Here is a 25,504-nt window from a genome sequence, read left to right as displayed (position 1 = left end):
ATCGGCGTCAGGATATCGGCGTCGTGGTGTCGATCGCTTCGCGCAGCGGCCGCCGCATCACACGCCAGTACGACGCCGGCGCGATACGGGTGAGCACATCGATGAGGCGCGCCTCGCGGCCGACCATGGTCCGTGCAGCCCGTCGTTCGGTCGCGCGGATGATCCGCGCCGCCGCGTCTGCGGGCTCGGTGTGGTACATCTCCGCCTGGGCGGCGGCGGCGCGGGCGGCGACCTTCGGGTCGATGGCCGCGGCATAGCGGCCGTGCAGGATGATCCCGGTGCGCACCCCTGCCGGGTACACGGCGCCGACGGTCACAGAGGTGCCCTCCAGCTCGTGCCGCAGTGCTTCCGAGAAGGCGCGGACGGCGAATTTGCTCACCGCGTAGGGGATCCGTCCGGCGGGGGCGGCGAGGGCGTAGACGCTCGCCAGATGGGTGATGTGGGCGGCAGGGGCGGCGCGGAGCGCGGGGAGGAGCGCTTTGGTGACGGACACGGTGCCCCAGAGGTTCACGTCGGTGAGCCAGCGCATCTCCTCCATCGTCAGCTGATCGATGTCGCCGAGCATGGAGGAGCCGGCGCACGTGATCAGCGCATTGATCCGCGGGTGCGACGCGGTGATGTCCGTGACGGCTGCGAAGACGGCGTCGTCGTCGCGGAGGTCGACGACGTGCGTGGTCACGCGTGCGTCGTGCAGCTCCTCGGCGATCCTCGCGAGAGCCGCGGTGTCGTGGTCGACCAGCGCGAGAGATGTTCCTCGGGCAGCGAGCCGGCGTGCGATCTCCGCGCCCATCCCGTTGGCGCCTCCGGTGATCACGGTGGTGCCCCCGGTGAGATCGAGGTGTTTCATGCGTCTCCTGCAGGGCGTGATCGGGGCGCGAACCCGCGGATGTCGGATGGGTGGGGCATGCTGATTCCGACCATTCTGGCCGACACCGGGCCGCATCGATACCGGTACGCTCAAGGAGAGGAGGTACCGGTGGGACGGACAGCGGATGCCATCGCCGAAGGCGTCGCGATCGCGACCGCTGCCGCGCGCCTGGCCGTCAAGAACCACATCCTCATCGGCACCATCGCCGAGGACGGCGTGTTCGACATGGACAAGTACATCGACGACGCGCGTGAGGCGCTCCGTGCCATGGCAGAGGAGTCGGAAGAAGCCGCGGCCACCGTCACCGCCCTGCGCAAGCGGGCGAGGGGCCGGCATTCCGATCCGGTGGGGACGCACGACTACCGCGATCGCGATGTGCGCAACCTCCGCCGTCGGGCCAAGCAGTCCACCGGCGTCGCCGTGCGTCTGCGCGAGATCATGCAGGACCGGGAGCAGCTCGCCGCGATCGTCGAGGAGGCGAGGAGCGCGGCCTGGGCCGACGTGCGCCACAACCTCGACCGTCGACTGCGTGTCGAGGGGATGCGCCCCGACCAGGATCCCGACTACAACCGCATGCGCGAGGCCCGGATGCAGGCCCTTCGGCTCGTCGACCTGCAGGCGCTCTCCTCGGAGCAGAGAGCCAAGGCCAAGAGGCGGAAGAAGCAGCAGAAGGCCGCATCGGCCGACGACTGAGGCCTCGTTTCGCTTTCGCGTCGGGACTGTTGTAGGCTGTTCTACGGCCCGCTGAGCGGGCCGGGCGCCCGTAGCTCAATGGATAGAGCATCTGACTACGGATCAGAAGGTTAGGGGTTCGAGTCCCTTCGGGCGCACACTGTGTTGAGACAGTGAGAAACGGCTTCCACTCCGGTGGAGGCCGTTTCTGCGTTGTCGGGAACGAGCCGACTCATCGTTGAGGATGAGCCCCGCGTCGTCAGGTGAGCAGGCTCGTGATCGCCGGGTCGCGGTCGGCCACCTCGGCGGCGGTCGCGACGATCACGTCGCGGATCGCGGCGACGGCGACGGCCGGTGTCACATCCGCACGGTGGGCGAGGCTGACCGTGCGGGTCATCATGGGGTGCGTCAGCCGGACCGATCGCAGGGCGGGGCGATCGAGGAGCACCATCGCCGGCACGACCGCGACGCCGACACCGCGCTCGACGAAACGCAGCACCGCGTCCATCTCGGCGCCTTCGAGCACATGGGTGGGCCTGAGGCCCTCGGCGCGGAAGGCCGCCTCGGTCGTGGCTCGAAGCTCGTAGGTCTCGTCGAGTGCGATCAGGGGGAGGGACGCGAGGTGGAGGAGCGTCATGGATGCCGAGCTCGATACGGGCGGCTCGGTCGCGGCCGAGACGACGACGAGCTCCTCGGTGAGCAGCGGCATCCGCGTGAGGCTGAACCCCGAGGGTGGAGGGCCGTCGGATTCCGTGATGAGTGCGATGTCGACGGCGCCGACGGCGAGCTCCTCGACGAGGCGGCGAGATCCGCTTTCGGTGAGATGCAGGTCGACGCCGGGGTGCGCGGCGTGGAAGGAGCGGATCGCCTCGGCGACGAGGCTGATGCAGAGGGTGGGAGGGGCGCCGAGGCGCACGCGTCCCCGTCGGAGCCCGGCGAGTTCGCCCATCTCGTCGCGGATGGCATCGGCCTCCGCCAGCATGCGCTGTGCGCGGGGGAGGAGCGTCTCGCCGGCGGCCGTGAGGGCGATATGGCCGCGCGCGCGGTGGAACAGCTCGGCGCCGAGCTCGCGCTCCAGCGTCGAGATCTGCCGGCTCAAAGACGGCTGTGCCAGGTGCAGGTGCTCGGAGGCGCGGGTGAAGTGTCCGAGACGCGCGACCTCGACGAACCCGCGGAGCTGCTCGAGGTTCATGGCCATAGCCTACCCGCATCGTTTCAAGTCGAACTATGCATTGGAGTTATTAGGATCGCCTAACTACCGTGGACCGCATGGCTACGCGCGAACGTCAGATATCCACCACCGTCCTCGTCATCGGCACCGGAGGCTCGGGTCTCCGGGCAGCGATCGAGATCGCCGAACACGGCGTCGACGTGCTCGCCGTGGGCAAACGGCCGCGGCAGGACGCGCACACCTCCCTCGCCGCCGGCGGCATCAACGCCGCGCTCGGCACGATGGACGCGGAGGACAGCTGGCAGCAGCACGCGGCCGACACCATCAAGGAGAGCTACCTCCTCGCCAACCCGCACACGGTCGAGATCGTCACCCAGGGCGCCGAGCGGGGCATCCGCGACCTCGAGCGCTGGGGCATGGACTTCGCGCGTGAAGACGACGGCCGCATCTCGCAGCGGTTCTTCGGCGCTCACACCTTCCGCCGTACGGCGTTCGCCGGCGACTACACGGGGCTCGAGATCCAGCGCACCCTCGTGCGCAAGGCCGAGCAGCTCGACGTGCCGATCCTCGACCACGTCTACATCACCCGCCTCCTGGTGCGCGACAACGTCGTGTTCGGGGCCTACGGCTTCGACCAGGCCGACGGCACCCGCTACCTCATCCACGCGGATGCCGTGATCCTCGCCGCGGGCGGACACAACCGCATCTGGCGCCGCACCTCTTCCCGCCGCGACGAGAACACGGGCGACTCCTTCCGCCTGGCGGTCGACGCGGGAGCTCGCCTGCGCGACCCCGAGCTCGTCCAGTTCCACCCGTCCGGCATCATCGAGCCGGAGAGCGCGGCGGGAACCCTGATCTCCGAGGCGGCTCGCGGCGAGGGCGGCATCCTGCGCAACGCGCTCGGTGAGCGGTTCATGGCGAAGTACGACCCCGAGCGGATGGAGCTGTCGACGCGGGACCGCGTCGCGCTCGCGGCGTACACCGAGATCCAGGAAGGTCGCGGCACCGAGAACGGTGGCGTCTGGCTCGACGTGTCGCACCTGCCGCGCGAGACGATCATGACCCGCCTGCCACGCGTCTATCAGACGATGATGGAGCTGCAGATGCTCGACATCACCACCGACCCGATCGAGATCGCACCGACCGCGCACTATTCGATGGGCGGTGTGTGGGTGCGGCCGGAAGACCACCAGACCGATGTCGACGGCCTCTACGCGATCGGCGAGGCCTCCAGCGGACTGCATGGCGCCAACCGACTCGGGGGCAACTCGCTCATCGAGCTGCTCGTCTACGGGCGGATCGTGGGGCAGGCGGCCATGGAGCATGCGGCCGGGCTGGATGCGCAGCGTCGGTCGGCGACGGCCGTCGCCGAGGCGCGTGCGGAGATCGACGACCTGCTCGCCGCGGAGGGACGTGAGAACGTCCGCGCGCTGCAGCGCGCGATCCGCAACCTGATGACCGAGTACGCCGGAGTCGTGCGCTCGGAGGAGGGGCTGCGCGCGGGACTCGCCGACCTCGACATGATCGAGGGGCGCATGGAGGACATCGGCATCCACCCCGACATCGCGGGTTTCCAGGACCTCGCGCACGCGTTCGATCTCAAGGCGTCGGCGCTCGCTGCACGCGCCACCCTCGAGGCGGCGCTGGAACGTCGGGAGACCCGTGGATGCCATAACCGCAGCGACTTCCCCGACACCGACCCGACACTGCAGGTGAACCTGGTGTGGTCGCCGAAGGACGGTGTGACCCGAGAGGCGATCCCTGAGATCTCGCCTGAGATCGCCGAGCTCATGCGGGAGGTCGACACCGAGGGCAAGCTCGTCGAGTAGCGGGGACCCCGTTCACGACCGAGGCCCCGTCCTGCCGATGACAGCAGGACGGGGCCTCTGTGGTGCTCCGGATTCTTCGGGAGCTCAGTCGGCCTGCGGCTCTTCCGTGTCGATCACGCCGATGCCGACCGCCTCGTGATCGGGCTCGGGCTCATCGCGCTTCGGAGCCTTGGGCTCTTCGCCCGGGGCCTTCTCGGTGCTGGGCTCTTCGAGCTCCTCGGTGCTCGGAACCTCGCTCGGGTCGGCGTCTTCTGGCGATTCCGCCTCGGCGGGTGTCGTGACCTCGCCCTCGCTCGTGTCCGACGACGGCGTGGGCGTGGGGGTCTGCGATTCGGGGGAGGCCTCGTCCGTGGTCTCCGGGTCGGGAGTGGTGTCGGTCATGATGACCCCTTTCGACGATGTGGTCCGAACAGGATGGCTCAGCACACGCATGACGGGAAGGGGCTTGACGCGCTGATGAGTTAACCGCGGTGAACCGAAGTGGTGAATCCGGCGTAGCCTGGAGGGGTGACAGCGTACGTCTCGGCCTTCGACCTCTTCTCCATCGGAGTGGGGCCATCGAGCTCCCATACGGTCGGACCGATGCGAGCGGCCCTCGACTTCGCTCGGCGACTCACAGCGACGGGCATCCTTCCCCAGGTCGCCCGGATCGGCAGCACCCTCTACGGTTCGCTCGGAGCGACGGGTATCGGGCACGGCACCCCGGATGCGGTCGTCGCGGGCCTGCGCGGTCTCACGCCGGAGACCTGCGATCCTGCCGACGTCCGTGCAGCCTGGACCGATCTGCCCGCGCAGGCCATGATCCGCATCGACGGCACCCACGACGTCCCCTTCGCGAAGGACGACATCGTGTTCGCGCCGCGCACCCGGCTTCCCGGGCACCCGAACGCCATGACGATCACCGCCTGGGACGACTCGGGTGCGGTGCTCGCCGAGGAGACCTACTACTCGGTCGGCGGAGGTTTCATCCGACGCGACGGCGAGGAGGCGAAGCTCGCGACCGCCGGATTCCCGTATTCCTACGCGGATGCGGCGTCGCTGCTCGCCCTCTGCGACGAGAACGGACTGTCGATCGCCGAGGTGGCGCGACTGAACGAGACATCGCTGCGCTCGGAAGAGGAGGTCGCTGCCGGGCTCGATGCGATCTGGGATGCGATGTCGGGGTGTGTCGATGCCGGCCTCCACGCCGAGGGCACGCTCCCCGGGATCCTCAAGGTCAAGCGGCGTGCCGGTGTGATCCGCGGCCAGCTCGAGGAGGTGGAAGCCGACGGGCATCGCGAGCTTCCCGGGGAATGGCTCGGGGCTTTCGCGCTCGCCGTGAACGAGGAGAACGCGGCGGGCGGTCGCGTCGTCACGGCGCCGACCAATGGAGCCGCAGGCATCCTCCCAGCCGTCGCGATGTACTGGTGGCGTTTCCTTGCCGACTCGGGGCTCGGGGCGGGCAATGCGGTCACTCCGTACGGCGAGCTGGTCGGCAGTGCGCTGCTCGGTTTCGAGTCCGACGTGCGTGCGGTGAGCGACGGGAGCGAGCTCGACGAGGAGCAGACCGCTGAGGCGAATCGTCGACGCGGCATCCGTCGCTTCCTGCTGACCGCGACGGCACTCGGGTCGCTGTTCAAGGCCAACGCGTCGATCTCCGGCGCGGAGGGCGGGTGTCAGGCCGAGGTCGGCAGCGCCTGTGCCATGGCGGCCGGCGGCCTCACCGCGGTGATGGGCGGCACGAACCGGCAGATCGAGAACGCCGCCGAGATCGCGATGGAGCACCACCTCGGCCTCACGTGCGATCCGATCGGCGGGCTCGTGCAGATTCCGTGCATCGAGCGCAACGCGATCGCCGCCTCGACCGCCGTCACCGCTGCGCGGCTCGCCCTTCGCGGCGACGGCAGCCACTACGTCTCGCTGGACGCCGTCGTCGAGACGATGCGCCAGACGGGGGCCGACATGTCCACCAAGTACAAGGAGACGAGCGAGGGTGGCCTCGCTGTCAACGTCATCGAGTGCTGAGGCTCCTTCCCGTGTCCCTGTCGGGGGATGCGGGTAGCCTCTCCGAGACGCCACACGGGGAGGGATCACGATGGATGCGTTCTGGGAGCCGACCTCTCGGCGACGACGGCAGCAGCCCGTCGTCGCGGTCCGTCCGAACGATGAGGCGCCGACGACGGGCACGGGGTGGCCGACGAACATCCCCGCGGTCGCCCAGGTGCTGCGTGAGGGGATCGACCTCGACCCCGGGGTGACCTTCCTGGTCGGCGAGAACGGCAGCGGCAAGTCCACCCTGGTCGAGGGCGTCGCGATCGCGTACGGCCTCTCACCCGAGGGAGGTTCCCGGCAGGCTCGACACACCACGCGGGCGACCGAATCGCCATTGTCCGAGTGGTTGCGGCTGCAGCGGGGAGTGGGCTCGAGCCGTTGGGGGTTCTTCCTCCGTGCAGAGACGATGCACTCCTTCTACACCTACCTCGAGGAGAACCCGTCGACCAGCGCACCCGATGTGCCGTTCCACGAGATGAGCCACGGCGAGTCGTTCCTCGCACTGCTGGAGAGCCGTTTCGACGAGCCGGGCTTCTACTGCCTCGACGAGCCGGAGGCCGCGTTGTCCTTCAACTCCACCCTCGCCCTGATCGCCGTGCTCCGACGCATCGCCGACGAGGGAGGGCAGGTGCTGTGCGCCACCCACTCGCCGGTGCTGGCGGCCCTGCCGGGAGCGAAGATCCTCGAGGTCGGCGAGTGGGGTGTGCGCCCGGCCGAGTGGGACGACCTCGAGATCGTGAACCACTGGCGTTCGTTCCTCGAGCATCCGACGCGCTATCTGCGTCATCTGCTCGACTGACCGGCGCGCCGTGCCATCGCCGCGCATCATAGGCTGACGGGCATGACCGAGCACAAGCCCCCCAGGCGGCGTGGCCGTCCCCGCGGCGTCTCGGACTCGCGGGCGCGCATCATCGCGTCCGCCGTGGACGACTTCGGGGAGAAGGGCTACGACGGAGCGACGATCCGCTCCATCGCCGCGAGGGCCGGGGTGGACTCCGCCCTCGTGCACCACTACTTCGGCACCAAAGCCGACCTCTTCGCCGAAGCCGTGGGCATCCCGCTGCGTCCGGACATCGATGTGCCGGGGATCCTCACGGGTCCGCGTGACGAGGTCGGTGAACGTCTGATCCGATACGTCCTCGAGGCGTTCGAGCAGCCCGAGGTGCGCCGGCGCGGGGTCATGCTCCTGCGCACCGCGATCGGGAGTCGGGTGACGACACCGCTGCTGGCAGGTTTCCTCTCGCGTGAGCTCCTCTCCCGCATCTCGCGGAGCCTCGACGTCGACGACGCCGACCTCAGGGCATCGCTCGTCGCCTCGCAGATCGCCGGGATGCTGATCGCCCGATATGTGCTGAAGCTCCCGGCGCTCGCTGCCGCCCCGGTGGAGGACCTCGTCGCACGGCTGGGCCCCACGGTGCAGCGCTACCTCTTCGACTGAGCTCCACCCTCTTCTGCGCTCCACCTTTCTGCGCTCTGGAGAACCCGTTGACGCCGTCGAGCGGGAGGCGCATAATTCATCGCATGATGAATAATGCTGCCGTCGAGATCACGCAGCTGCGCGTGCGGCGCGGGGCCGTTCGTGTGTTCGACGGCATCGACCTCGCCGTGCCCCGCGGCCAGATCACGGGGCTGCTGGGTCCCTCGGGGTGCGGCAAGACCACGCTCATGCGGTCGATCGTCGGGGTGCAGCGGATCGCGTCGGGCGACGTGACCGTTCTCGGTGAGCCGGGCGGTTCCCGCCAGCTGCGGCATCGTGTCGCGTACGGCACGCAGGGCGCCTCGGTCTACGGCGATCTCAGCGTGCGGCAGAATCTCACCTACTTCGCCTCGCTCCTGAAGGCGCCGAAGGACGATGTCGACAGGGTCATCCAGGAGGTCGGTCTCGGCGCGCAGGCGGCGCAGCTCGTCGATTCGCTGAGCGGCGGCCAGGCGACGCGGGTGTCGCTCGCGGTCGCGTTGATCGGCGCCCCCGAGCTCATCGTGCTGGATGAGCCGACGGTCGGCCTCGACCCTGTACTGCGTGCCGAGCTGTGGAGCCTGTTCCGACGCCTTGCCGACCGGGGCGTCACACTCATCGTCTCGAGCCACGTGATGGACGAGGCTGTGCGCTGCGACCGGCTGCTCCTGATGCGGGAAGGGCGGATCATCGCCGACACGACACCATCGTCGCTGCTCGCCGACACCGGCACGAGCGACGCCGAAGCCGCGTTCCTCGCTCTGATCGAGCGCGACAGCGCGGCCGGCGCCGCGACCACCAGGCGGGCGCGGCGAGAGGCGCACGAGCGGAATGAGGAGGTCGAGGGATGAACGGCCGTCGGCTGTTCGCGACCGCCGGGCGCGTGCTCACGCAGCTGCGGCACGACCCGCGGTCGATCGCCCTGATGCTCATCGCCCCGAGCCTGCTCGTCGGTCTCTTCGCCTGGCTGTTCAGCGAGCAGGACGGTGTGTTCGACCAGTTCGGCGGTGCGATCCTGGCGCTGTTCCCGTTCATCGTGATGTTCCTCATCACATCGATCACCACCCTGCGCGAGCGCCGTTCCGGCACGCTCGAACGGCTGATGACCACGCCACTCGAGAAGGCCGACTTCATCCTCGGCTACGCACTCGCGTTCGGGCTGATGGCCCTGCTGCAGGCGGTGATCACGGTGTCGTTCGCGGTCGCGGTGTGCGGCCTCGACGTCGACGGGCCGCTGTGGCAGCTCGGCCTCGTCGCGGTTGTCGATGCTCTGCTCGGCACGGCGCTCGGGCTGCTGGCGAGCGCGTTCGCCCAGACCGAGTTTCAGGCCGTGCAGTTCATGCCGCTGCTGGTGTTCCCGCAGATCATCCTCGGCGGTCTGTTCATGCCCCGAGACCAGATGCCCGATGTGCTGCACGCCATCTCCGACTGGCTGCCGCTCAGCTACGCGATCGACACGATCAACGCGGTCGCGGCGGGGGACGAGGGCGCAGACGTGTTCGGTCCGCTGCTCATCGTCGTGGCGTTCGCCGTCGGCGCCCTGGCGCTTGCCGCCCTCACACTGCGGCGGCGAACTGGCTGAGACCGGCTCGGGGGTGCGGGTCAGCGAGCGGCGCGGTTCTTGGTGTGCTTGGTCGGCGCCGCGGCCCATGGGTCCTCGGGCCACGGGTGCCGGGGGTAGCGGCCGCGCATCTCGGCGCGCACCTGGGCGTAGGGACCGGACCAGAAGGAGGCGAGGTCGTCTGTGACGGCGAGCGGCCGCCCCGCCGGGGACAGCAGGTGGAAGAGCACGAGAACGCGTCCGTCCACCAGCCGCGGCGTCTCCGCCCAGCCGAAGCACTCCTGCAGCTTCACTGCCACGACGGGGCGTGCGGTCGCGTCGCCGTCAGGCTCCGGGTAGGTGATGCGCACCCGGGACCCGCTGGGCACGGCGAGCCGTTCCGGGGCGAGCGTATCCAGGTGCACGGCTTCCGGCCAGGGCAGCAGACGGCGAAGGGCGGACGTGAGATCCAGCCGGCTGGCGGGGGCGCCGGACGCGAGGGCATCGAGCTCCGTCGCCAGCCACGTGTCGAGCGATTCGAGCAGCCCCGAGTCCGACACGTCGGGCCAGGGTTCGCCGAGCTCGCGTCGCAGCAGCGCGAGTCGGCGGCGCAGGGCATCCGCACTCTCGGACCAGGTGAACATGCCGAGTCCGTCGCGTCGGAGCGCCCGCTCCACTGCATCCCGGCCTTCCGACGCCGCCGCCCGCACCGGCACCGATGAGCGGACGATCGCCCCGATTCGGCGCTCACGGCGGGCCTGCACGCGACCTCCGACGAACTCGGCCTCGATGCGGTCTGTCATCAGGTGGCTGGCCGCGCTCTCCATCTGCCCCTCCGTCAGCACCGCCGCCGATCGGATGACCGCGCCGGAGCCCGCCGCCGCCCGCGATGAGGCCCGGGTGACGTCGGCCACGGCCAGCCACTCCACGGCGGCGAGCGGACCGGTGACCCCGGCCCGGGTGCCCGAAGCCAGCAGGAAGGTCGCGCCCGACTCCGAGCGCTCGACGCGGTGGGCGACACGGTCAGGGAAGGCCAGCGCGATCACGAGACCCACTCCCTCGAGGCCCGAACGCGTGTCCGGCGTCGGATCGACCATCCGCTCCAGGCGACGCGCGTCCTCGTGCCAACGGCGAGCGTCGGGGGTCCGACTTCCGCGCAGTGCGATGAGAGCGTGGGCGACGTCGGCGTCGGGGACGCGCTGGTCTCCGCTCAGAAGCGCGACCACCTCAGCGGCGAGTCGGTTCCCCACCACGGGACTGCCGTCCCGCAGCGCCCTGGCCAGTCGCGGGTCGGTCGGGATACGTGCCAGCACTCGGCCGTCTGCCGTGGCGCGACCGTCGTCGTCGATCGCGCCGAGTCCGCGGAGCACGGCCACGGCGTCGGCGAGGCTGTCGGCTCGCAGCGGTTCGATCATGCGCAGACCCGCGCCACCCGGTGCGCCCCAGCAGGCGAGGAGGAGGGCGGCGTCGGCGAGGTCGGCCGTGGCGATCTCCGGCGACGGACGAGCGGGAGCCGCGGCGTAAGTGCGCTCGTCGACGCAGCGGATCACGGCGCCGGGGCCCTGCCGGGTGGCGCGTCCGGCACGCTGCACGCACGAGGAGCGTGAGGCGGCGGTGGTGACCAGACCCGTCATGCCACGGGCCGCGTCACGCTGGGGCTGCCGCGACAGGCAGGTGTCCACGACCAGCCGTACACCCGGCACGGTGAGAGATGACTCGGCCAGGGAGGTGGTGACGATGATGCGGGCGACCTCGCGCGGCGCGCGGCCGCGGATCACGGCGTCCTGTTCCGCCGGGGCGATCCGCCCGTGCAACTCGCGCACGTCGAAGGCGTCGCTGAGGGAGCGGACGCGTCGCGCGATCTCCGACACCTCACCAGCGCCGGGGGCGAAGACCAGCACATCGGCTTCCGGGTCTTGGCGGACCAGTTCGGCGGCTGCGGATGCGGTGATGCTCGCGACGTGGTCGAGGAACCCCCGGGTGACTCCCCGTTCGTCGAGGCGGGGCACGGGACTCGGAGCCCATCGCTCGGTGAGGGGGAAGGCCGGGACGTCATGGTCGACGACCGGCGCAGGGGACTCGTCGGTGCCGATGACGGCGGCGATCCGGGCGGCGTCGAGGGTGGCCGACATCGCCACGACCGTCAGGTCGTCCCGCAGCTCGCGCACCTCGGAGAGCAGACCGACGAGGAGGTCGGTCTCGATGGCGCGCTCGTGCACCTCGTCGATGATGACCGCGCCCACACCGTCGAGTCCCGGGTCGTCGAGCATCCGTCGCAGGAGGACCCCCGCCGTGACGAATTCGACTTTCGTGTCGGCTCCCGCGGAGCGCTCGCCGCGGACGGTGAATCCCACGCGCCCGCCGAGAGGCGAGCCGTCGAGCTGCGCGAGTCGGCGAGCGGCCGCGCGTGCGGCCACCCGGCGCGGTTGGGTGACGATCACCCGACCGGGGGTTCGCGAGGCGAGAAGCGGAGGCACCAGGGTGGTCTTGCCCGTGCCCGGCGGTGCGGTCACCACCACGGATGAACTCGTGTCGAGGGCGGCGGAGAGCTCCTCGACGGCGCCGGCGAACGACAGGCCGGCGCCGATCGTGGCGATGTCGAAGGCGGCGCGCGTCATCCGTCCAGTCTGCCCGGTCGGAGAAACGGCGGATGCCGCGACCGAATCGATCGCGGCATCTGCCGTCATGCGCCGACTACTCCGCGGGCGGCGCGGGCGGCGGTGGCGTGGTCGGCGTCGCGACGCGCGGCGTGGGCGCGGCCGCCGAAGCCTCTGCGACTCCTGCGCCGAAGCCGCGGCCCACGGCCTGACCCTGGATGATGCCGGCCAGGTCGAGCCCCGTAGCCGAGTGGACGCTGTCGAACACCGAGGCGAGTGCCTTGGCGCTGTCGGCGCCCACGACGGTGGATGCGCCGTCTTCGCCGGAGCTGCCGATGATCGACACGTTGCCGATCGCCGCATAGCCCTTCGAGAACTCGGCCATGATCGACGGCAGCACCTCGAGGACGCGCTGCGAGAGGAATGCGTCCTGGTTCGAGGCGATGGCCTTGGCCTCCGCCTCCAGGGCTGCCGCACGGGCGTCACCCTCGGCACGGATCGCGTCGGCCTCGGCGCTGGCGCGGAGGCGGCGGGCTTCTGCTTCGGCCTCGGCCTGGGCTCGGAGGGCATTCGCCTCACCGCTGGCCTTCGCGATCGCCGCTGCTGCTTCACCCTCGGCGCGGGCCTTGTCGGCCTGGGCCTGCTGTTCGGCGATGCGCGTGCGGGCCTCGGCCTGCTTGACCTGCTCGATCGCGGCGGCCTCCGCCGAGCGCTCACGCGTGTAGAGCTCGGCCTGGGCTCGGGTCTCCGCCTCGTAGCGCTGGGCGTCGGCGACGCGCTTCACGTCGGCGTCGAGCTGTGCCTGCTTGTTCTCGGCCTGCTGCTGCAGCACCGCCTGCTCGGCCTGCGCGCGGGCGAGTGCCTCGGCCTGCTCGGCTTCGGCGCGCGCCCGGCCGATGCCGGAGTCCGCGTTGGCGGTGTTGGTGTCGAGCGCGGTCTGCTCGATCAGGTTCGCTTCCTGGTTGGCGATGTTCTTCTGGTTGATCGCGCGGTCGGCGTTGGTCTGCGAGATCTCGGCGGACTGGCGCTTCGCCTGGATCTCGGGGGCGCCGAGCGACTGGATGTAGCCCACCTTGTCGGTGATGCCCTTGATCTGGAACGAGTCGAGGATCAGCCCCTGCTCGGCGAGCTCCTGCGAGACGTCTGCCGCGATCTGGTCCGAGAACTTCTTGCGCTCGCGCATCAGCTCGACGACCGACAGGGTGGCGACGATACCGCGGAGCGCACCTTCGAGCTGCTCGGTGGTGAACTGCTCGATGGCCTTGTCCTGCGAGGCGAATCGCTCGGCTGCGCGGCGGACCAGGATCGGGTCGGATCCGATCTTCACGATCGCGACACCGTCGACGTTCAGGGTCACGCTGTCGAGCGACTGCGCTTCGGCGTTCAGGGAGACCTGACGTGAACGCAGCGAGATGATCTCGTGACGCTGCGTGATCGGGTTCACGAGCGACTTGCCGTTCACGATCACGGTGACCGGCGACTCCGACATCTCGGACCTGCTCGAGCCGTCGGCCGAGAGCACTGCCGTCTGCACCTTCTGCTTGCGTCCCGAGATGACGAGTGCCTCGTCGGCGCGAGCGACCTTGATCCAGCTGCGCGCGAACAGCAGCAGGACGAGCAGTAGGACGACGGCGACGACGACGGCGATTCCGACGATGACGAGGATGCCGACGATTCCGGCGATCTCCATGGATGACCTCCCTGATTCCCCCCGAGGGGGCGGTCTCGGGCGCGCCGTGATGCGCGCCTTCGCCCCCACCCTGCCAGAAAAGCGCCCGGCACCGCCGCGGCGGACGTCATCTTCCACTCCCCGTGGGGAACTCATCCTCCCCAGAGAAGCTGTGGAGGAGAGTCGGACGTCAGCCCTTGCGGAGCTTCTCCGCGAGGTCGCGCAGGGCGCGGAGCTCGTCGTCGTCGAGGCGGGACATGCGCTCGGCGATCGAGCGTCCGTGCACAGTGGCGAGCGAGCGGAAGGCCCGTGCCCCCTCGTCCGTCGCGCGGATCAGTGCGCCGCGACCGTCGTCGGGGTCGGGGCACTTCGCCACGAGACCGCGCGCGACCATGCGGTCGACCAGTCGCGAGACGCTGGGTTGGCTGATGAGCATATTCGCCGTGATGTCCCGCAGCCGCGCTGTGAGGTCGGGGGAGCGGGTGACGGTGAGCAGCACGTCGTACTCGGCTTGCGCGATATCGCTGTGCTCGAAGTCGCCCATCATCTCGGTGAACAGCTCGTGCTGCGCGCGGAACAGGCTCTCCCAGGCCTCCAGGGCGAGCTTGCGATCGGTCATCCTCACAGAATAGTGCGAACAGTAAAGGGCCGGTCGGAGAGGCTCCCGACCGGCCCTTGTCCCTTGCACCAAGAGTGTCCTGCAATCACATGCGGTGGATGCCACAGCAAACATTCACCGTGCGATCACTGTATAACGGCGAGGTAACGAATGCAACGGTTTGATCACGGAATCTTGAGCGCAGGCATCGAGCTGTCCGATCTCACGAAAAGTGTCGGAGTCTCACGAAGGCTGTCGGAGAGTCTCACGAAAGTGTCGGAGTCTCACTAGACGTGTCGGAAGAGCGGCGTGTCGACCAGCCTCGTTGGGTGCCGGACATAGTCTGCCCGTGAGCAGATCCCCAGTTGGGGCATCTTTGTCAGGGCTCAGGACATAGGCCAGTACCGCTCCCCAGGAGAGAGGCTGACTGCCGAATAGGAAGTATCCGTCGATGTCGATTGGATCCCTATGGACCTGACTCAGCAGTGGCCTGTTCCTCCCACCACTGAAGCGAACCGGACGCGAGCTCGCGTTGAGTACCGTCTCGATGGCGTGCAATTAGAACTTGACGCCGTCGACTGCGACAGCGTGCCCTTCGAACGAGGCGATCCCGTTCGGAACTTTCCCAGTTGGCGGCTCAAGCGGCATTACGACGGCTACCACTGGATGGGAGCGCTTGGCGCGTCTGTCGGATTCGAGTCGCTGACGGAGCGGGGCTGCCTCATCGAATTGGACCGCACCCCGGGCGTGGTTGCGATCGCCAGCCAGCCCATGTGGATCCGATGGACCACGCCCGACGGCCCGCGCGAGCACTGCCCGGACTACTTCGTGCGTCTGGACGACGGGCACGCCGTGCTGATGGACGTCAAGCCGGCGACTCAGATCAAGGACGACGTCAGAAGACAGTTCGACATGACAGCGGTGTTCGCCGCTGAGCGCGGCTGGCGGTATGTCGTCTATGACGCGGAATCGGTAGTCCGCGAGGCCAACCTCCGATTCCTGGGCCCGTTCCGAGACTGGGCGAGCAGCGAAGAACTGCCAATGCTCCCAGAAGATGGGCTACCCCTGGCTGAGGTAGCTGCGCTGCTCGGTGTCGGATCCGAGGGCTTCGCACACTGCTACGCGCACCTCTGGTCAGGGGCGCTCGAGGCAGATCTCGATCAAGCCCTCAACATCAGAACGATCGTGTGGCAAAGGAGCGTGTGATGCGCGTTGTAGTTGGCGGGTCGCTCACGTGGCGTCAACGCAAGTTCTCGGTCTTGTTTATTGAGAAGGATTCGGCGATGCTCCGAGATGAGGACGGAAGTGAGGTCGAAGTCGCTCTCGACGAGCTTCGACATGATGCAACACCGGTGCCTAGCGACACTTCAGGTCTGCTGAACCTTTCTCTGCAGGTGCAGGACATCACGCCGGACATGGATCCGTGGCTGCAATCGTGCATACGCATCGAGGCGACCCGAGAAGAGATCGGGGTCGGGAAGGCTGTTGAAGCAGAGCGCGAGTGGCTGGAGGTGCGCCTAAGTAGAACTGTCTCCACGCGCGCCGTGGAGCGTCGGCTTAAAGCGTTCCGAGAGCAGGGGACGACCACTGCAGGCAAAGGCTCCCCACGCAAGAGCACATGGGATCCACGCCTCGTCGAGGCCATCAACCACGTACTCGGAGGAAAGAGCCGCGCCTCGACTGTGAGTCGAACTACAGCGATCGAACAAATCATGAGGCGCGTCGAACGTCTCCACGGCGATGCGGTGAAGCTGCCGAGCCGAGCGACGTTCTTCCGACTTCTCGAAGCAGACGAGCACGGGCAATTCACCTTCGGTTCGGCCAAGACTCGCGAGTCGCTTGCGCTTCAACCCGACGGCACATTCGGCACTCGCACCGCACTGCGTCCCGGCGAACTGGTCGAGATGGACTCCACGCGGATCGATGTCATGTTGCGGATCGATGACGAAACCGTCGGCCGGCCCGAACTGACGATTCTCCTTGACGTCGCAACTCGCTCGATTCTTGCCGCGATGCTGCGCCCCGAAGGGACGAAGAGCGTCGACCTGGTGGCTGTCCTTGCACGGGCCCTGGTGCCCTATGGCCGGCGTATGGAAGGGGTTCGCGAGACCCGACAGCTGATTTCGACGGCATGGGCTGACGATCAACTGATCGATCAGGAGCGATTTGAGCGATTGCGTCTCGCGCAGCCGTATGTGTTTCCCGACACGATCACCACCGACCGCGGACGAAACTATTTGTCGCGGCATTTCCGCGCTGCGTGTGAAACCTTGAATATCTCGCTGATCACCTCGGCGCCGCACACACCAACGGACAAACCGCACGTAGAGCGAGCGTTCGGGGCAATCAACTCAATGCTGCTGCAGCACGTGAAGGGATATGTCGGCCGCAGCGTCGAACATCGCGGTCGCGACACAGACACGGAATCCGACGAATTACTGACGATCGCACAGGCCCAGGAGCTCCTAGAGGACTGGATCGCGGTCGAGTGGCAGAATCGTCCGCATGACGGACTGCGGGACCCGTTGCATCCGCGTATCAAGTTGTCGCCGAACGAGATGTGTCGCGCGTTCCGTGCTTACGTGCCCGAACTCCACGTACCGCTGACGCGAGACGACTACATCGCGCTGCTACCTGTGGACTACCGAGTTCTGAACCGCTACGGCGTGCGCATCGATAACCGCGTCTACAACTCCGAGCGGCTCAAAGGCCTGTGGAGGCGCAAGTCTCCTGACAAAGCGCGGAACGGCCGATGGCCGATCCGCGTAGACCCCTACAATCTGCACGTCGTCTGGCTCGAGCGGGACGGCGAGTTCATCCCTCTGAGATGGTCCAATCAGGTCCATGAACTCCCGATGCTGGGTGATGTCTGGCGGTACGCCCGCACGTCGCGCTCCGGTGATGTCGCTGAGCTCGATGCTGAACGTCGCGAGCTTGCGATGGCGATCAAGGCGTTCGCCGGTCAAGGGAATCCAGCCCCTCGAAGCAACGGTCAGAAGCGAAGCGGGCGAGAGCGCGCTCGATTGGCAGCGATCGCTGAAGATCCGATGAACTTCACCAGTGTGAAGAGCATCGAGGACGAGAAACGACCTGCTGACGGTGACAACTCGTCCATCGAGACCACCTCTACCGAGGAATGGCCTAACAGCGGTGGCTTCCCTCTCATCGGAGACAGGCTCGACGAGGTGCGGCGGAGGATCGACGAATGATCGAGATCGCGACCAAGGAAGGCTGGCGCGAGCACGTTGACACCGCGTATGAGCGCCCGGCGCCGGTCACATCCGAGGAGCTTCGGGCCATGAGCTTCGGGGACCGCGCGTTATACAACCAGGGACGAGCTCAATACTCGCAGGCAGGCGCCTTCGTGCGGACACCGCAGTTCGAAGCCTTCCAGCGAGCCGTTCGGGATCGCGTCATGCTCAACGCCTACCGACGAGTCGGGAAGCTAGGCCTGATCCTCTCGGGGGAGCCAGGCCAGGGCAAGACCACTTCGCTAGTCGAGATCGGTAGAGCACACGAACGCAGGCGGCGAGACACCGGCCACCCGGCTGCGGGGCCGGGCATGCTCCCAGTCGTGTATGTCGCGGTACCCGCCCAGTGCTCAGCCAAAGCTCTGATGCATGAGTTCGCCCGATTCCTTGGTCTCCCGGTTCTCGGCAGGATGACCTACGGGGACCTGCTGGAAGCGGTCTCGAACGCCCTGCGCAGATGCTCCACCGAACTCGTCTTGGTCGATGACGTGCATCACCTCGATCTGAAGTACCGGCAGAACGTCGAGGCATCCGACATGCTCAAGCAGCTTTCTGAGCGATGTGGAGGCACGTTCGTCTACGCCGGAATCGCAGTTGAGGGGACCGGACTTCTCGACGGCTCACGTGGTGGGCAGATCGGGAAGCGATTCGAAGTGCACGTGGCCTTACCATTTCCTTTGATCTCGACCGCGGAGAAGGCTCGCTGGGGTGATCTGCTTCTCGCCATGGAGAGCTCACTGTGTCTAGCAGAGCAACGGCCAGGATCGATTCTGTCCGCGGCGCCGACACTGCACGCGCTGACGGGCGGGGAGATCGGACTGCTCAAGGACCTCTTGCAGTTCGCTGCCCTGAGCGCGATGGACGACGGAACCGAGAAGCTCGATGCGGCCGCATTCGAACGCGACCTTGCCCGCCGTCAGACGGCCGCAACGCTCCACACAAGCAAGCCGCGACGATCGCGAACGCCTGCGAGTGCGGCATGACCTCGCGTCTCGGGCTTCCGATTTCCGTTCGCCTGTATCCGGGGGAAACGGCGGCGAGCTACTGGGCGCGGCTTTGCGCCGCAAATGCAATCGGCGAAAAGGACCTCTGGTTGGCGTTGCGACGCGAGGATCGAACCCTCCCAATTCGGGTGACACCGAGAAGCGCCCTCTGGAAGATCGAGGCGTTAGGTGGGCTTCCGGATGGTGCATTGTTCCGCGAAGCCGGCGGTCGCGCCTGTGGACATGGTGGCGCCACGCGTCAAGTCGAATGCCCGAGTTGTCGCATGATTCCGGCAGCTGTGGCTCTCTGCAGACGGTGCGCCGGAGGCGATCAGGTCACAGTCGCGCGTATGCACGGTCCGGTCTGCGTGCGACACCGGAGGTGGCACGGAAGCGGTCGAGATATTCCCCTGCCGGGGAGGCACAAGCACCTGCTCGCGCAACGCCTGCTGAATGGAACTCTCACTCTTCGAGGTGTGCCGTATCGGTCACCCGAAGTTGATGCGGCCGCGGAGTTGCTGCGACTGCGAAATCTCGAAGGTGGGTGCGCAGCTGAACTTCTGGATGACGAGATTCCTCAATTTCCGCGGCGAATCGCGCTCACTGCGCGGCTCACTGACGCTCGTCTCGCGAACGTTCTGATGTCGCAGGGTCTCGGTGGGTACGCACTGGCAATGCTGTTCGATCGCGTAGTCGCCGCGCACTCTCTAGGGCATCGCGCCGTGGACGGCATCTTCGACAGCCTGAGGATTCAGGGACGGGAACTCTGGATCGGCAGGTCCGCGGTCGCTACGCAAGGCGGCTGCGTGCTTACGCCCGCTGCCAGGCGCATGCTTCCGAGGGTCAAGGCGATCAGGGCGCATGTGCTGAACCATCGTGTGGAACTGAGGTCGAGGTAGGCATGCGAACTTTTCCCTGTCGTGTGATTCCGCTGCCCGGGGAGACGCCTACCGGTTTCCTAGCTAGGTTGGCCGTCGCCAACTCGCTCGATCTCAGCGCGCTCACCCACTATTTGGAGCGGACGGTTGGTGCCAACAGGTCGAGCTCGACCAACGCTCGATTCACATCTGCGACTGAGGCAATCGGTGCGCTGCCTCCCGGATACTTCGCCAAGGAGCGCGCACGCTTCCGTCTGTATCGGCGCTGCCACCACGTTCGGTGGATGCTTCGACGCTGCGCCACGTGCGAAGTTGTTGATCGCGCTCGCTCCGCGTGCTTGGTATGCAGCGACGGAAACCCGACTGAGGTGTTCAGTAGGGGAGGTGGGTTTTGCATTCGCCACCGTCGATGGCACTTCCTCGGTGAAGATGAACTCCTGTCCACCCCGTCGGCGTGCCATCGCGCCGAACAGTCGATTTCAGGAATCCTTTGGAGACGCGGGGTGACGATGCACACGGGCGAATACGACCTTGCCCTGCGCTTGATCATCGACAGCTGGCAAGAGCGACCTGACGCGCGCTGGCTCCGAGCCTCGTGCTCGTATGCGCCGGCAGTTGACCTGCTCGTGACGCTAACGCACCCTGACGTCACGCTCAGCTTGTTTGCACTCGCCGAGAGCGACTCCCAGCAGGTCGAAGGGCTTATCGGGCTCGTCGTAGGCATTGGAGGTGGAAGCCGGACGGCGGAACTGGAATCGACCGCAGCCACGGTCGTAGCGGTTCACCGCGCCGCGATGTACACCGCGATCCGAATGCCGAAATCGAGCGGGGCGACGGTATCGAAAACGCCATTTGAGAAGGGGGTCGCGGAAGCGTCCTACCGTGAGAAAGCGGTTCTCCTGCGCCACGTCACGCGCTCCGGCAGAAGAGCGGACATCGTGGAGCGTGCTGTGCGTGCGGCACCTGCATCTCGGGTCGTATCCCGGCGCATCGTTCCCGGCTGGGCTGACGATGCACCGTGGGTCACGCAGGGGACTGAACAGCGCTCAGCGACTTCGAAGATCGGGAGCGTTCCCCGGGACCAGATCGGTCAAGGTGATGCCGAGCACCTGGGTGAGAGCCAGGAGAGTTCGCAACGTCGGGTTAGCCGAGTGGCCGGGGCGTGATTCGCCCTTCTCGTACTTCTGATACGTGTACCGGGTCAGCCCGGCGCGGTAGGCCACGTCTTCCTGGCTCAGATTGGCTTTGTGGCGAGCAGTGCGAAGGGAAGTGGCGAAGCGCTGCGCGAACGCAGCCCAATCTGCTTCCAAGTCGTCGTTCCGCTGGCGCACCTTCCAAGCGTCTAGATCCGGGCGCTCATGTTTGGCCTAATCGGTATGGCATAATTTGAGAGGCCATACGAAACAATCATCATCTTCGTCGGATTGCTCCGCTACTCCCTGCACGTGTGCTGCCCATCCCGGTGACTGGCGGTCGCGCCGCGGGATCGGCCCGTGCATGCGACCGCGAAATGTGATGGTGTGCGTCATGTGTGAGGCGTTCCCGATCTGGTGGCAGGACATCACGAGTCCGCCGCCTACAGAATGGGTGTACATGTTCGAAGAGTTCACCGGCGATGACACCGCGGAGGAATGGGCACTGGCTGCCGCCATCTTCATCGCGCAGACTCGACGCCGCACGGGCCTCGGTCCGACGTTCGCCGAACTCTTCACCCACCTGCTGCCCGACACCGGTGGATTGCCGGGTCCTTTCCCAGAACTCGAGTTCATGGAGCGCCGACGGGCGGTCACGGGATTTCGAGGTCACGCCGCTATCGAGTGGCGTCGTCGAGGAATGATTAGCTTCGACAGGGCCGTGATGCGCAGTCTGCGCGTAGGGCGCGCGTTCCGTGAGCATTCTCGACTGCGGCAACAGTCCCGAGCGTCCCTAGTTGCCCGTAACGGTTCGAAGCATTCCACACTGGTCCTGCTTGCGGAGCCGCTGGAGGTGGCTGACGAAACGAACGAAGGTACGTAGGCTCCCATCGAGCCGAGGTACCCGTGAGCCACCACTAGCCCGTTCGAGTCGTCTAGAGCGTAGAACGTCGATCAGGAGGGGACGATATGACTGAGAACGCTCCGCCGGGGCTTCGGCGGATCATTGCTCGTATCGAACCTGGCTGGCCTCAGCTCATCGATGTGAGTTCCGGCTGGTACCCGCTTCTCGACCGGCTTGACAGAAAGCTCGCGGCGATCGCTCCGGGCTACGTCGTTCAGCAGGTCAAATCAAAGTTCGGCTCTCTGAGCTTTTACGCTCGGGCATCCGAAGACGTCTACGACTACAACAACGAGTTCAGCGAAGCCATCCTCGCCGCTGAGTGGGAGAGCACGACGACCTGCGAAGAATGCGGGGCGCCGGCGAGGACCTACACGATCCGAATGTGGGTGTGGGCACTCTGCGCTTCTCACGCTCGTGCCAAGGCTGAGGAAGCCGCCGAATGAAGCCCGCAGTGCCCGGCGGGTGTTCAGAGTCCGAGCTGCTCGGCTAGAAACTGATCAATTCGCCCAATATCGTCAAGGGTGACGCCCACGAACTTGTCGGGGCGGACGACCAGCGATGGGACCTCCGTCATTGCGGTTAGCCGTTGCTCAGCGTCCTCGGGAGCTTGATCGTCTGCCCACACGACTGCGTTCGGGCTCGTCTGCCGAATGTGCGAGATCAGGCTCGCCGTCCGCCATCCACGCTTGGGCCAGTTCTGCCAAGGCACGTACGGGCCGATGAGCTTGCCTCGCAACGGCTCGCGGATCAACCAGCCGACCTGATCACGCGGCCACGTCGTCAGCCAGGCGACCTGCACGCCGGGTCGCTGGGCGAGGTCGTCAAGTGCGTCCACCAGGTCATCGTCGACCGTCATCCAGGAACGCCAGCCTTCATCGTTCTGATGCAGCGCGCGCTCTTCCTCGCGGTAGATCCTGGAGATTGTGCCATCGACATCGAGCGCAAGCAGTGCAGTGCGCTGATGAGAGCGCCTATTCACGATCAGACATCTCTGCGTGAGGTTGCGTTGTCGGACGGGCTTGGTGTTCGGCCGTCTTGGTGTGACAAATGGGGGGCTCCGAGGTGGCCATAGCGCGAGCCTAGGAGCATCGTGGCTCAGGCGCGAGCCTAGGAGCATCGTGGCTCAGGCGCGAGTCTCTCCTCGCATGGAGTATGACGGTCGCGGAGGAGGCGATAGCCGCCACGCGCAGTTGCACGCCATCGGCAACAGCAGCGGGGACTGGCTCACCCGCTGTCTGGGTGGGTCGTGCTCGTTGCCGAGGGCTGCGCGCAGCTGCTGCTTCGCTATAGAGACAGGAACCTCGTGGTCGACGGGTTCATTCGTAGGACGACTGTTGCTTCGTTCGAGCGCAGTTCACGGAATACAGTTCACCCATGACCAGAGAGTGGCCCCAATACACAGGTTCCAAGAAATCAGTGCGTCGCGCGGGCGAGGTTCTTCGGTCACCTAGTGCGTCCGTCGAGCAAAAGTCGGAAGCCCGAGAACTCGCAAAAGCGTGGCGCTCTGCACACCAGTATCCGATGAACACTTGGCAGGTGCGGGTACGGAACTACACCAGAGGCGATGGAGACGCTCTAGTCGCGCAGAGGCTGAAGCGCCTCCCGTCGATCGAACGAAAGCTCGCTCGCTTCGAGAACAGCCAACTCGACACGATGCAAGACCTCGGTGGAGTGCGCGCCGTGCTCGCGGACGTCGACCAGGTCCGTGCGGTCGAGAAACTGCTGTTGAGCAGACCGGGCAACCACGTTTTGAAGCAGCACGACGACTATTTATCGATGCCGAAGGACGACGGGTATCGTTCGGTTCACATTGCATACGCGTACGGCACGCGTCAACCAACACCCTGGGACTCCTACCGGATCGAGATCCAGCTGCGAACTCGGCTGCAGCATTTTTGGGCGACGGCAGTCGAGACCGTCGACCTGTTCTCCGGCCAAAACTTGAAGTTCGGGACCGGCGAGAACTGGTGGCGGGAGTTCTTCGCGTTGATGAGCTCGGAGATCGCCGAGCTCGAAGGAATGCCTCTCGTGCCAGGGACCCCTACGGCGCGAGAAGAGCGCCGACAACGCTTGGAAGATATCGATGCAGTGCACGAGGTGACAGCGCGTTTAGCTAGCTTCAAGCAAGTCATCCAGAGATCTACCGCCGAGGACGGGAAGTACATCCTCCTCGACCTTGACTTGGATGATGGAACGCTCGAGATGGTCGGGTACTCCGACGACGAGGCGGCGACCAATGCGTACGCCGACCTGGAAACGCGCACTCGGAGCAACCCGTTCCGGGACGTCGTGCTTGTATCCGTCGATGACGCGAGCAAATTGCAACAGGCTTACCCGAACTACTTCGTGAACATCGAGGTCTTCATCCATCTCGTGAATCGCGCCATCGCCGTCGGCTAGCGTCCGGAAGTGGGGAATCCGCGTTGCGCAGATTCTGACAACTTCGTTAGACAAACGCCCCCGCCGCAACTCACAGCTACCGCGTCATTCGCGGCTCTCGCGTCTCGTTTCGTGACCAATGTCGTGTGGTCGGACACACCTGCTCGTCCTCACGTGGTTTGTCGGATTCTCACGAAGCATTTCATGCACTGTCTGGTCAACGGTGAATCCACGGGCCCCGCCGAGAATGACCGCCGCACGCGCCGCGAGACGGATGCACGACGCCGACTGGAGAGTCGATTGCACGCGCATCGGCGCTGATGTCTGATGCAGGTCGTACATTGAAGCGTGCACGTCCTCTTCCCGACCCGAGGAGACCCGAATAGAAACCCTTCCGACGCAGTTCACCACTGCCGTCAGCAACGTCACTATCAGTGACGACAAAGAACGGCGCGCCATCGCCGCGCACACCGAGGTGCGTGAGCTTCTTGAAGCAGACGCCACGCTGAAGAGCTGGGACATAACACCGCTTCTCATTGGGTCCTATGGTCGCCAGACTGCCCGATACCCCGGCAAGGACGTGGACATCTTCCTTCGGTTCCTCAACCTGGGCATCGCCTTCGACCCTGCAGTCGTCTACGACGAAGTGTCCAGGGTCCTCCTGGCCGAGTACGGACATGTCGACGACGGCGGTCGGGTGACCCCGCAGCCGCGCAGCCTGAAGGTCGATTTCGCCTCCCCGAATGCGCAGGCTGACCTCGCGTTCAGCGTGGACGCTGTACCGGCTGTTCCGTGGGGCAGAGACTGGGCTATCCCCAATCGTGACCGCTCGACGTGGCAGAACGAAGCCGATCGCTGGGTTCGAACGAACCCTGTTGCTTTCGGTGAGGCCTCGCAGGCGCTGTCGACGAGCGACAAGAGCCCCGTCGTCAACGGTCGGAACGCATACAAGCCGATCGTGAGGCTGTTGCGACAGGTTCGCCATGTGCATCTTGGCGAAGCCAAGCCAGGCGGACTCTATGTCGAGGTAGCTGTGTACGAGGCGTGGCAGAACGGACGTGTGACCGGCGATTCATGGGCCGAGCTGTTCGCGTCCTCGCTTTACGAGGTATCCCGCATCTTTTTGACGGCGGCGGGCGACGGGCTCCTAGATCCGATTCTCCGCACGCCGCTCAAGCCTGCACTCGAGACTTCTGACTGCCTGCATGCGAGCCGGACGTTCGGTGCGCTCGCGGCTGATGCAGAGGAGGCACTTCGAGCGACTCCGTGCGCGGCAGCGAAGACCTGGCGGAACATCCTCGGCACGAACGACCGCGGTCAGGTGTTCCCGCTTCCTGACGGCTGCAGCGGGAGTGGTGTGCCCGTGCCGGCAGTAGCCGCCGTGAGCGCCAACGGGCCGACACGCGCTCGCGGTTTCGCGCTGCGATGAGACCGCCCTTCGTATACAGCCAACCCGCGTTTGAGGCCTTCTGTGCGGAACTGGTTATGGCCGGGTTCAGCCCAGTGCCTGGGACGCATCAGGCACGATGGGTGGGCCCATTGCCG

General features: G+C 66.5%; 24 protein-coding genes and 1 tRNA gene. 17 read left to right on the top strand and 8 right to left on the bottom strand.

Annotated elements, in window-relative coordinates; translation table 11 throughout:
* Positions 1–7: 7 nt before the first annotated feature.
* On the bottom strand, positions 8–847 hold the full coding sequence (locus ILP86_RS18345; protein ID WP_179516239.1) for an SDR family oxidoreductase: 840 nt from the start codon (positions 845–847) through the stop codon (positions 8–10).
* Between the two features lie 57 nt (positions 848–904).
* Between ILP86_RS18345 and ILP86_RS18340 the strand changes: the two genes are divergently transcribed.
* Together ILP86_RS18340 and ILP86_RS18335 are read left to right on the top strand one after the other, a co-directional pair.
* Positions 905–1,561: an asparagine synthase gene (locus tag ILP86_RS18340; protein WP_227751398.1), complete on the top strand. Its 657-nt coding sequence runs from the start codon at positions 905–907 to the stop codon at positions 1,559–1,561.
* A gap of 64 nt (positions 1,562–1,625) precedes the next feature.
* Positions 1,626–1,698 (top strand) — tRNA-Arg (locus ILP86_RS18335).
* Positions 1,699–1,799: 101 nt separating this feature from the next.
* Here ILP86_RS18335 and ILP86_RS18330 read toward each other — a convergent pair.
* Positions 1,800–2,732, bottom strand: coding sequence for a LysR family transcriptional regulator (locus ILP86_RS18330; RefSeq protein WP_058631591.1), 933 nt, complete (start codon positions 2,730–2,732; stop codon positions 1,800–1,802).
* Positions 2,733–2,809: 77 nt separating this feature from the next.
* On the opposite strand from ILP86_RS18330, the gene ILP86_RS18325 reads away from it, so the two are divergent.
* Positions 2,810–4,540 (top strand): L-aspartate oxidase, encoded by a 1,731-nt coding sequence (locus ILP86_RS18325; protein ID WP_046746706.1) that lies wholly within the window; start codon positions 2,810–2,812, stop codon positions 4,538–4,540.
* 84 nt (positions 4,541–4,624) lie between these two features.
* Here the strand turns inward: ILP86_RS18325 and ILP86_RS18320 are convergent, their stop codons facing one another.
* Complete coding sequence (locus ILP86_RS18320) at positions 4,625–4,921, bottom strand: hypothetical protein (RefSeq protein ID WP_046746705.1); 297 nt, start codon at positions 4,919–4,921, stop codon at positions 4,625–4,627.
* Positions 4,922–5,047: 126 nt separating this feature from the next.
* Between ILP86_RS18320 and ILP86_RS18315 the strand changes: the two genes are divergently transcribed.
* The 5 genes from ILP86_RS18315 (at position 5,048) to ILP86_RS18295 (ending at position 9,609) form a co-directional block, all read left to right on the top strand.
* Positions 5,048–6,544 (top strand): L-serine ammonia-lyase, iron-sulfur-dependent, subunit alpha, encoded by a 1,497-nt coding sequence (locus ILP86_RS18315; RefSeq protein WP_193762599.1) that lies wholly within the window; start codon positions 5,048–5,050, stop codon positions 6,542–6,544.
* Between the two features lie 70 nt (positions 6,545–6,614).
* A complete protein-coding gene (locus ILP86_RS18310) occupies positions 6,615–7,370 on the top strand; it encodes an AAA family ATPase (protein ID WP_046746703.1) in 756 nt (251 codons plus the stop codon).
* A 42-nt stretch (positions 7,371–7,412) separates the two neighbouring features.
* Positions 7,413–8,009, top strand: coding sequence for a TetR family transcriptional regulator (locus ILP86_RS18305; RefSeq protein WP_058631477.1), 597 nt, complete (start codon positions 7,413–7,415; stop codon positions 8,007–8,009).
* 83 nt (positions 8,010–8,092) lie between these two features.
* A complete protein-coding gene (locus ILP86_RS18300; protein WP_061016081.1) occupies positions 8,093–8,878 on the top strand; it encodes an ABC transporter ATP-binding protein in 786 nt (261 codons plus the stop codon).
* Positions 8,875–9,609, top strand: coding sequence for an ABC transporter permease (locus ILP86_RS18295; RefSeq protein ID WP_046746701.1), 735 nt, complete (start codon positions 8,875–8,877; stop codon positions 9,607–9,609). The genes ILP86_RS18300 and ILP86_RS18295 overlap by 4 nt, the downstream gene beginning before the upstream one ends.
* A 20-nt stretch (positions 9,610–9,629) precedes the next feature.
* On the opposite strand, the gene hrpB is transcribed toward ILP86_RS18295, so the two are convergent.
* The 3 genes from hrpB to ILP86_RS18280 form a co-directional block, all read right to left on the bottom strand.
* Positions 9,630–12,185, bottom strand: coding sequence for an ATP-dependent helicase HrpB (gene hrpB, locus ILP86_RS18290; RefSeq protein WP_193762598.1), 2,556 nt, complete (start codon positions 12,183–12,185; stop codon positions 9,630–9,632).
* A 76-nt stretch (positions 12,186–12,261) separates the two neighbouring features.
* Positions 12,262–13,854: a flotillin family protein gene (locus ILP86_RS18285; protein WP_046746700.1), complete on the bottom strand. Its 1,593-nt coding sequence runs from the start codon at positions 13,852–13,854 to the stop codon at positions 12,262–12,264.
* Positions 13,855–14,023: 169 nt separating this feature from the next.
* Complete coding sequence (locus tag ILP86_RS18280) at positions 14,024–14,452, bottom strand: MarR family winged helix-turn-helix transcriptional regulator (protein WP_045264204.1); 429 nt, start codon at positions 14,450–14,452, stop codon at positions 14,024–14,026.
* 447 nt (positions 14,453–14,899) lie between these two features.
* Here ILP86_RS18280 and ILP86_RS18275 point away from each other — a divergent pair, with 447 nt between their 5' ends.
* The 5 genes from ILP86_RS18275 (at position 14,900) to ILP86_RS18260 (ending at position 20,709) form a co-directional block, all read left to right on the top strand.
* On the top strand, positions 14,900–15,637 hold the full coding sequence (locus tag ILP86_RS18275; protein WP_058631474.1) for a TnsA-like heteromeric transposase endonuclease subunit: 738 nt from the start codon (positions 14,900–14,902) through the stop codon (positions 15,635–15,637).
* Positions 15,637–17,640, top strand: coding sequence for a Mu transposase C-terminal domain-containing protein (locus ILP86_RS18270; protein WP_082682575.1), 2,004 nt, complete (start codon positions 15,637–15,639; stop codon positions 17,638–17,640). The genes ILP86_RS18275 and ILP86_RS18270 overlap by 1 nt, the downstream gene beginning before the upstream one ends.
* Positions 17,637–18,665 (top strand): ATP-binding protein, encoded by a 1,029-nt coding sequence (locus ILP86_RS18265; protein WP_058631472.1) that lies wholly within the window; start codon positions 17,637–17,639, stop codon positions 18,663–18,665. Before ILP86_RS18270 ends, ILP86_RS18265 begins: the two co-directional genes overlap by 4 nt.
* Positions 18,662–19,564: a TniQ family protein gene (locus tag ILP86_RS20040; protein WP_363512367.1), complete on the top strand. Its 903-nt coding sequence runs from the start codon at positions 18,662–18,664 to the stop codon at positions 19,562–19,564. Before ILP86_RS18265 ends, ILP86_RS20040 begins: the two co-directional genes overlap by 4 nt.
* 482 nt (positions 19,565–20,046) lie before the next feature.
* Positions 20,047–20,709: a hypothetical protein gene (locus ILP86_RS18260; protein ID WP_164743609.1), complete on the top strand. Its 663-nt coding sequence runs from the start codon at positions 20,047–20,049 to the stop codon at positions 20,707–20,709.
* Here the strand turns inward: ILP86_RS18260 and ILP86_RS18255 are convergent.
* Positions 20,590–20,874, bottom strand: a complete 285-nt coding sequence (locus ILP86_RS18255; RefSeq protein ID WP_205802387.1) for a helix-turn-helix domain-containing protein — start codon at positions 20,872–20,874, stop codon at positions 20,590–20,592. The genes ILP86_RS18260 and ILP86_RS18255 overlap by 120 nt on opposite strands.
* 262 nt (positions 20,875–21,136) lie before the next feature.
* Between ILP86_RS18255 and ILP86_RS18250 the strand changes: the two genes are divergently transcribed.
* Together ILP86_RS18250 and ILP86_RS18245 are read left to right on the top strand one after the other, a co-directional pair.
* Positions 21,137–21,559 carry a hypothetical protein gene (locus tag ILP86_RS18250; RefSeq protein WP_153002306.1) on the top strand — a complete coding sequence of 141 codons (423 nt, stop codon included), beginning with the start codon at positions 21,137–21,139 and terminating at the stop codon, positions 21,557–21,559.
* Positions 21,560–21,645: 86 nt separating this feature from the next.
* Positions 21,646–22,023 carry a hypothetical protein gene (locus ILP86_RS18245; RefSeq protein ID WP_058631468.1) on the top strand — a complete coding sequence of 126 codons (378 nt, stop codon included), beginning with the start codon at positions 21,646–21,648 and terminating at the stop codon, positions 22,021–22,023.
* Between the two features lie 23 nt (positions 22,024–22,046).
* Here ILP86_RS18245 and ILP86_RS18240 read toward each other — a convergent pair whose 3' ends face one another.
* A complete protein-coding gene (locus ILP86_RS18240; protein WP_127481839.1) occupies positions 22,047–22,559 on the bottom strand; it encodes an HAD domain-containing protein in 513 nt (170 codons plus the stop codon).
* Between the two features lie 395 nt (positions 22,560–22,954).
* On the opposite strand from ILP86_RS18240, the gene ILP86_RS18235 reads away from it, so the two are divergent.
* A complete protein-coding gene (locus tag ILP86_RS18235; protein WP_127481840.1) occupies positions 22,955–23,980 on the top strand; it encodes a RelA/SpoT domain-containing protein in 1,026 nt (341 codons plus the stop codon).
* Between the two features lie 319 nt (positions 23,981–24,299).
* On the top strand, positions 24,300–25,388 hold the full coding sequence (locus ILP86_RS18230; protein ID WP_374706401.1) for a nucleotidyltransferase: 1,089 nt from the start codon (positions 24,300–24,302) through the stop codon (positions 25,386–25,388).
* Positions 25,389–25,504 lie beyond the last annotated feature (116 nt).

Source organism: Microbacterium sp. R1 (genome assembly GCF_015159725.1).
In the GTDB taxonomy this organism is placed as follows: domain Bacteria; phylum Actinomycetota; class Actinomycetes; order Actinomycetales; family Microbacteriaceae; genus Microbacterium; species Microbacterium oxydans.
The sequence above is the reverse complement of the archived record's forward strand: the minus strand, read 5'-3'. Positions and strand labels throughout refer to the sequence as shown.

Coding starts and splice junctions, on each gene's coding strand:
- ILP86_RS18310 (WP_046746703.1), top strand. CDS start 6,615: ATGGATGCGTTCTGGGAGCCGACCTCTCGGCGACGACGGCAGCAGCCC.
- ILP86_RS18295 (WP_046746701.1), top strand. CDS start 8,875: ATGAACGGCCGTCGGCTGTTCGCGACCGCCGGGCGCGTGCTCACGCAG.
- ILP86_RS18280 (WP_045264204.1), bottom strand. CDS start 14,452: ATGACCGATCGCAAGCTCGCCCTGGAGGCCTGGGAGAGCCTGTTCCGC.
- ILP86_RS18265 (WP_058631472.1), top strand. CDS start 17,637: ATGATCGAGATCGCGACCAAGGAAGGCTGGCGCGAGCACGTTGACACC.
- ILP86_RS18340 (WP_227751398.1), top strand. CDS start 905: ATGCTGATTCCGACCATTCTGGCCGACACCGGGCCGCATCGATACCGG.
- ILP86_RS18235 (WP_127481840.1), top strand. CDS start 22,955: ATGACCAGAGAGTGGCCCCAATACACAGGTTCCAAGAAATCAGTGCGT.
- ILP86_RS18300 (WP_061016081.1), top strand. CDS start 8,093: ATGATGAATAATGCTGCCGTCGAGATCACGCAGCTGCGCGTGCGGCGC.
- ILP86_RS18320 (WP_046746705.1), bottom strand. CDS start 4,921: ATGACCGACACCACTCCCGACCCGGAGACCACGGACGAGGCCTCCCCC.
- ILP86_RS18250 (WP_153002306.1), top strand. CDS start 21,137: ATGTTCGAAGAGTTCACCGGCGATGACACCGCGGAGGAATGGGCACTG.
- ILP86_RS18330 (WP_058631591.1), bottom strand. CDS start 2,732: ATGAACCTCGAGCAGCTCCGCGGGTTCGTCGAGGTCGCGCGTCTCGGA.
- ILP86_RS18275 (WP_058631474.1), top strand. CDS start 14,900: ATGGACCTGACTCAGCAGTGGCCTGTTCCTCCCACCACTGAAGCGAAC.
- ILP86_RS18270 (WP_082682575.1), top strand. CDS start 15,637: ATGCGCGTTGTAGTTGGCGGGTCGCTCACGTGGCGTCAACGCAAGTTC.
- ILP86_RS18245 (WP_058631468.1), top strand. CDS start 21,646: ATGACTGAGAACGCTCCGCCGGGGCTTCGGCGGATCATTGCTCGTATC.
- ILP86_RS20040 (WP_363512367.1), top strand. CDS start 18,662: ATGACCTCGCGTCTCGGGCTTCCGATTTCCGTTCGCCTGTATCCGGGG.
- ILP86_RS18345 (WP_179516239.1), bottom strand. CDS start 847: ATGAAACACCTCGATCTCACCGGGGGCACCACCGTGATCACCGGAGGC.
- hrpB (WP_193762598.1), bottom strand. CDS start 12,185: ATGACGCGCGCCGCCTTCGACATCGCCACGATCGGCGCCGGCCTGTCG.
- ILP86_RS18325 (WP_046746706.1), top strand. CDS start 2,810: ATGGCTACGCGCGAACGTCAGATATCCACCACCGTCCTCGTCATCGGC.
- ILP86_RS18305 (WP_058631477.1), top strand. CDS start 7,413: ATGACCGAGCACAAGCCCCCCAGGCGGCGTGGCCGTCCCCGCGGCGTC.
- ILP86_RS18285 (WP_046746700.1), bottom strand. CDS start 13,854: ATGGAGATCGCCGGAATCGTCGGCATCCTCGTCATCGTCGGAATCGCC.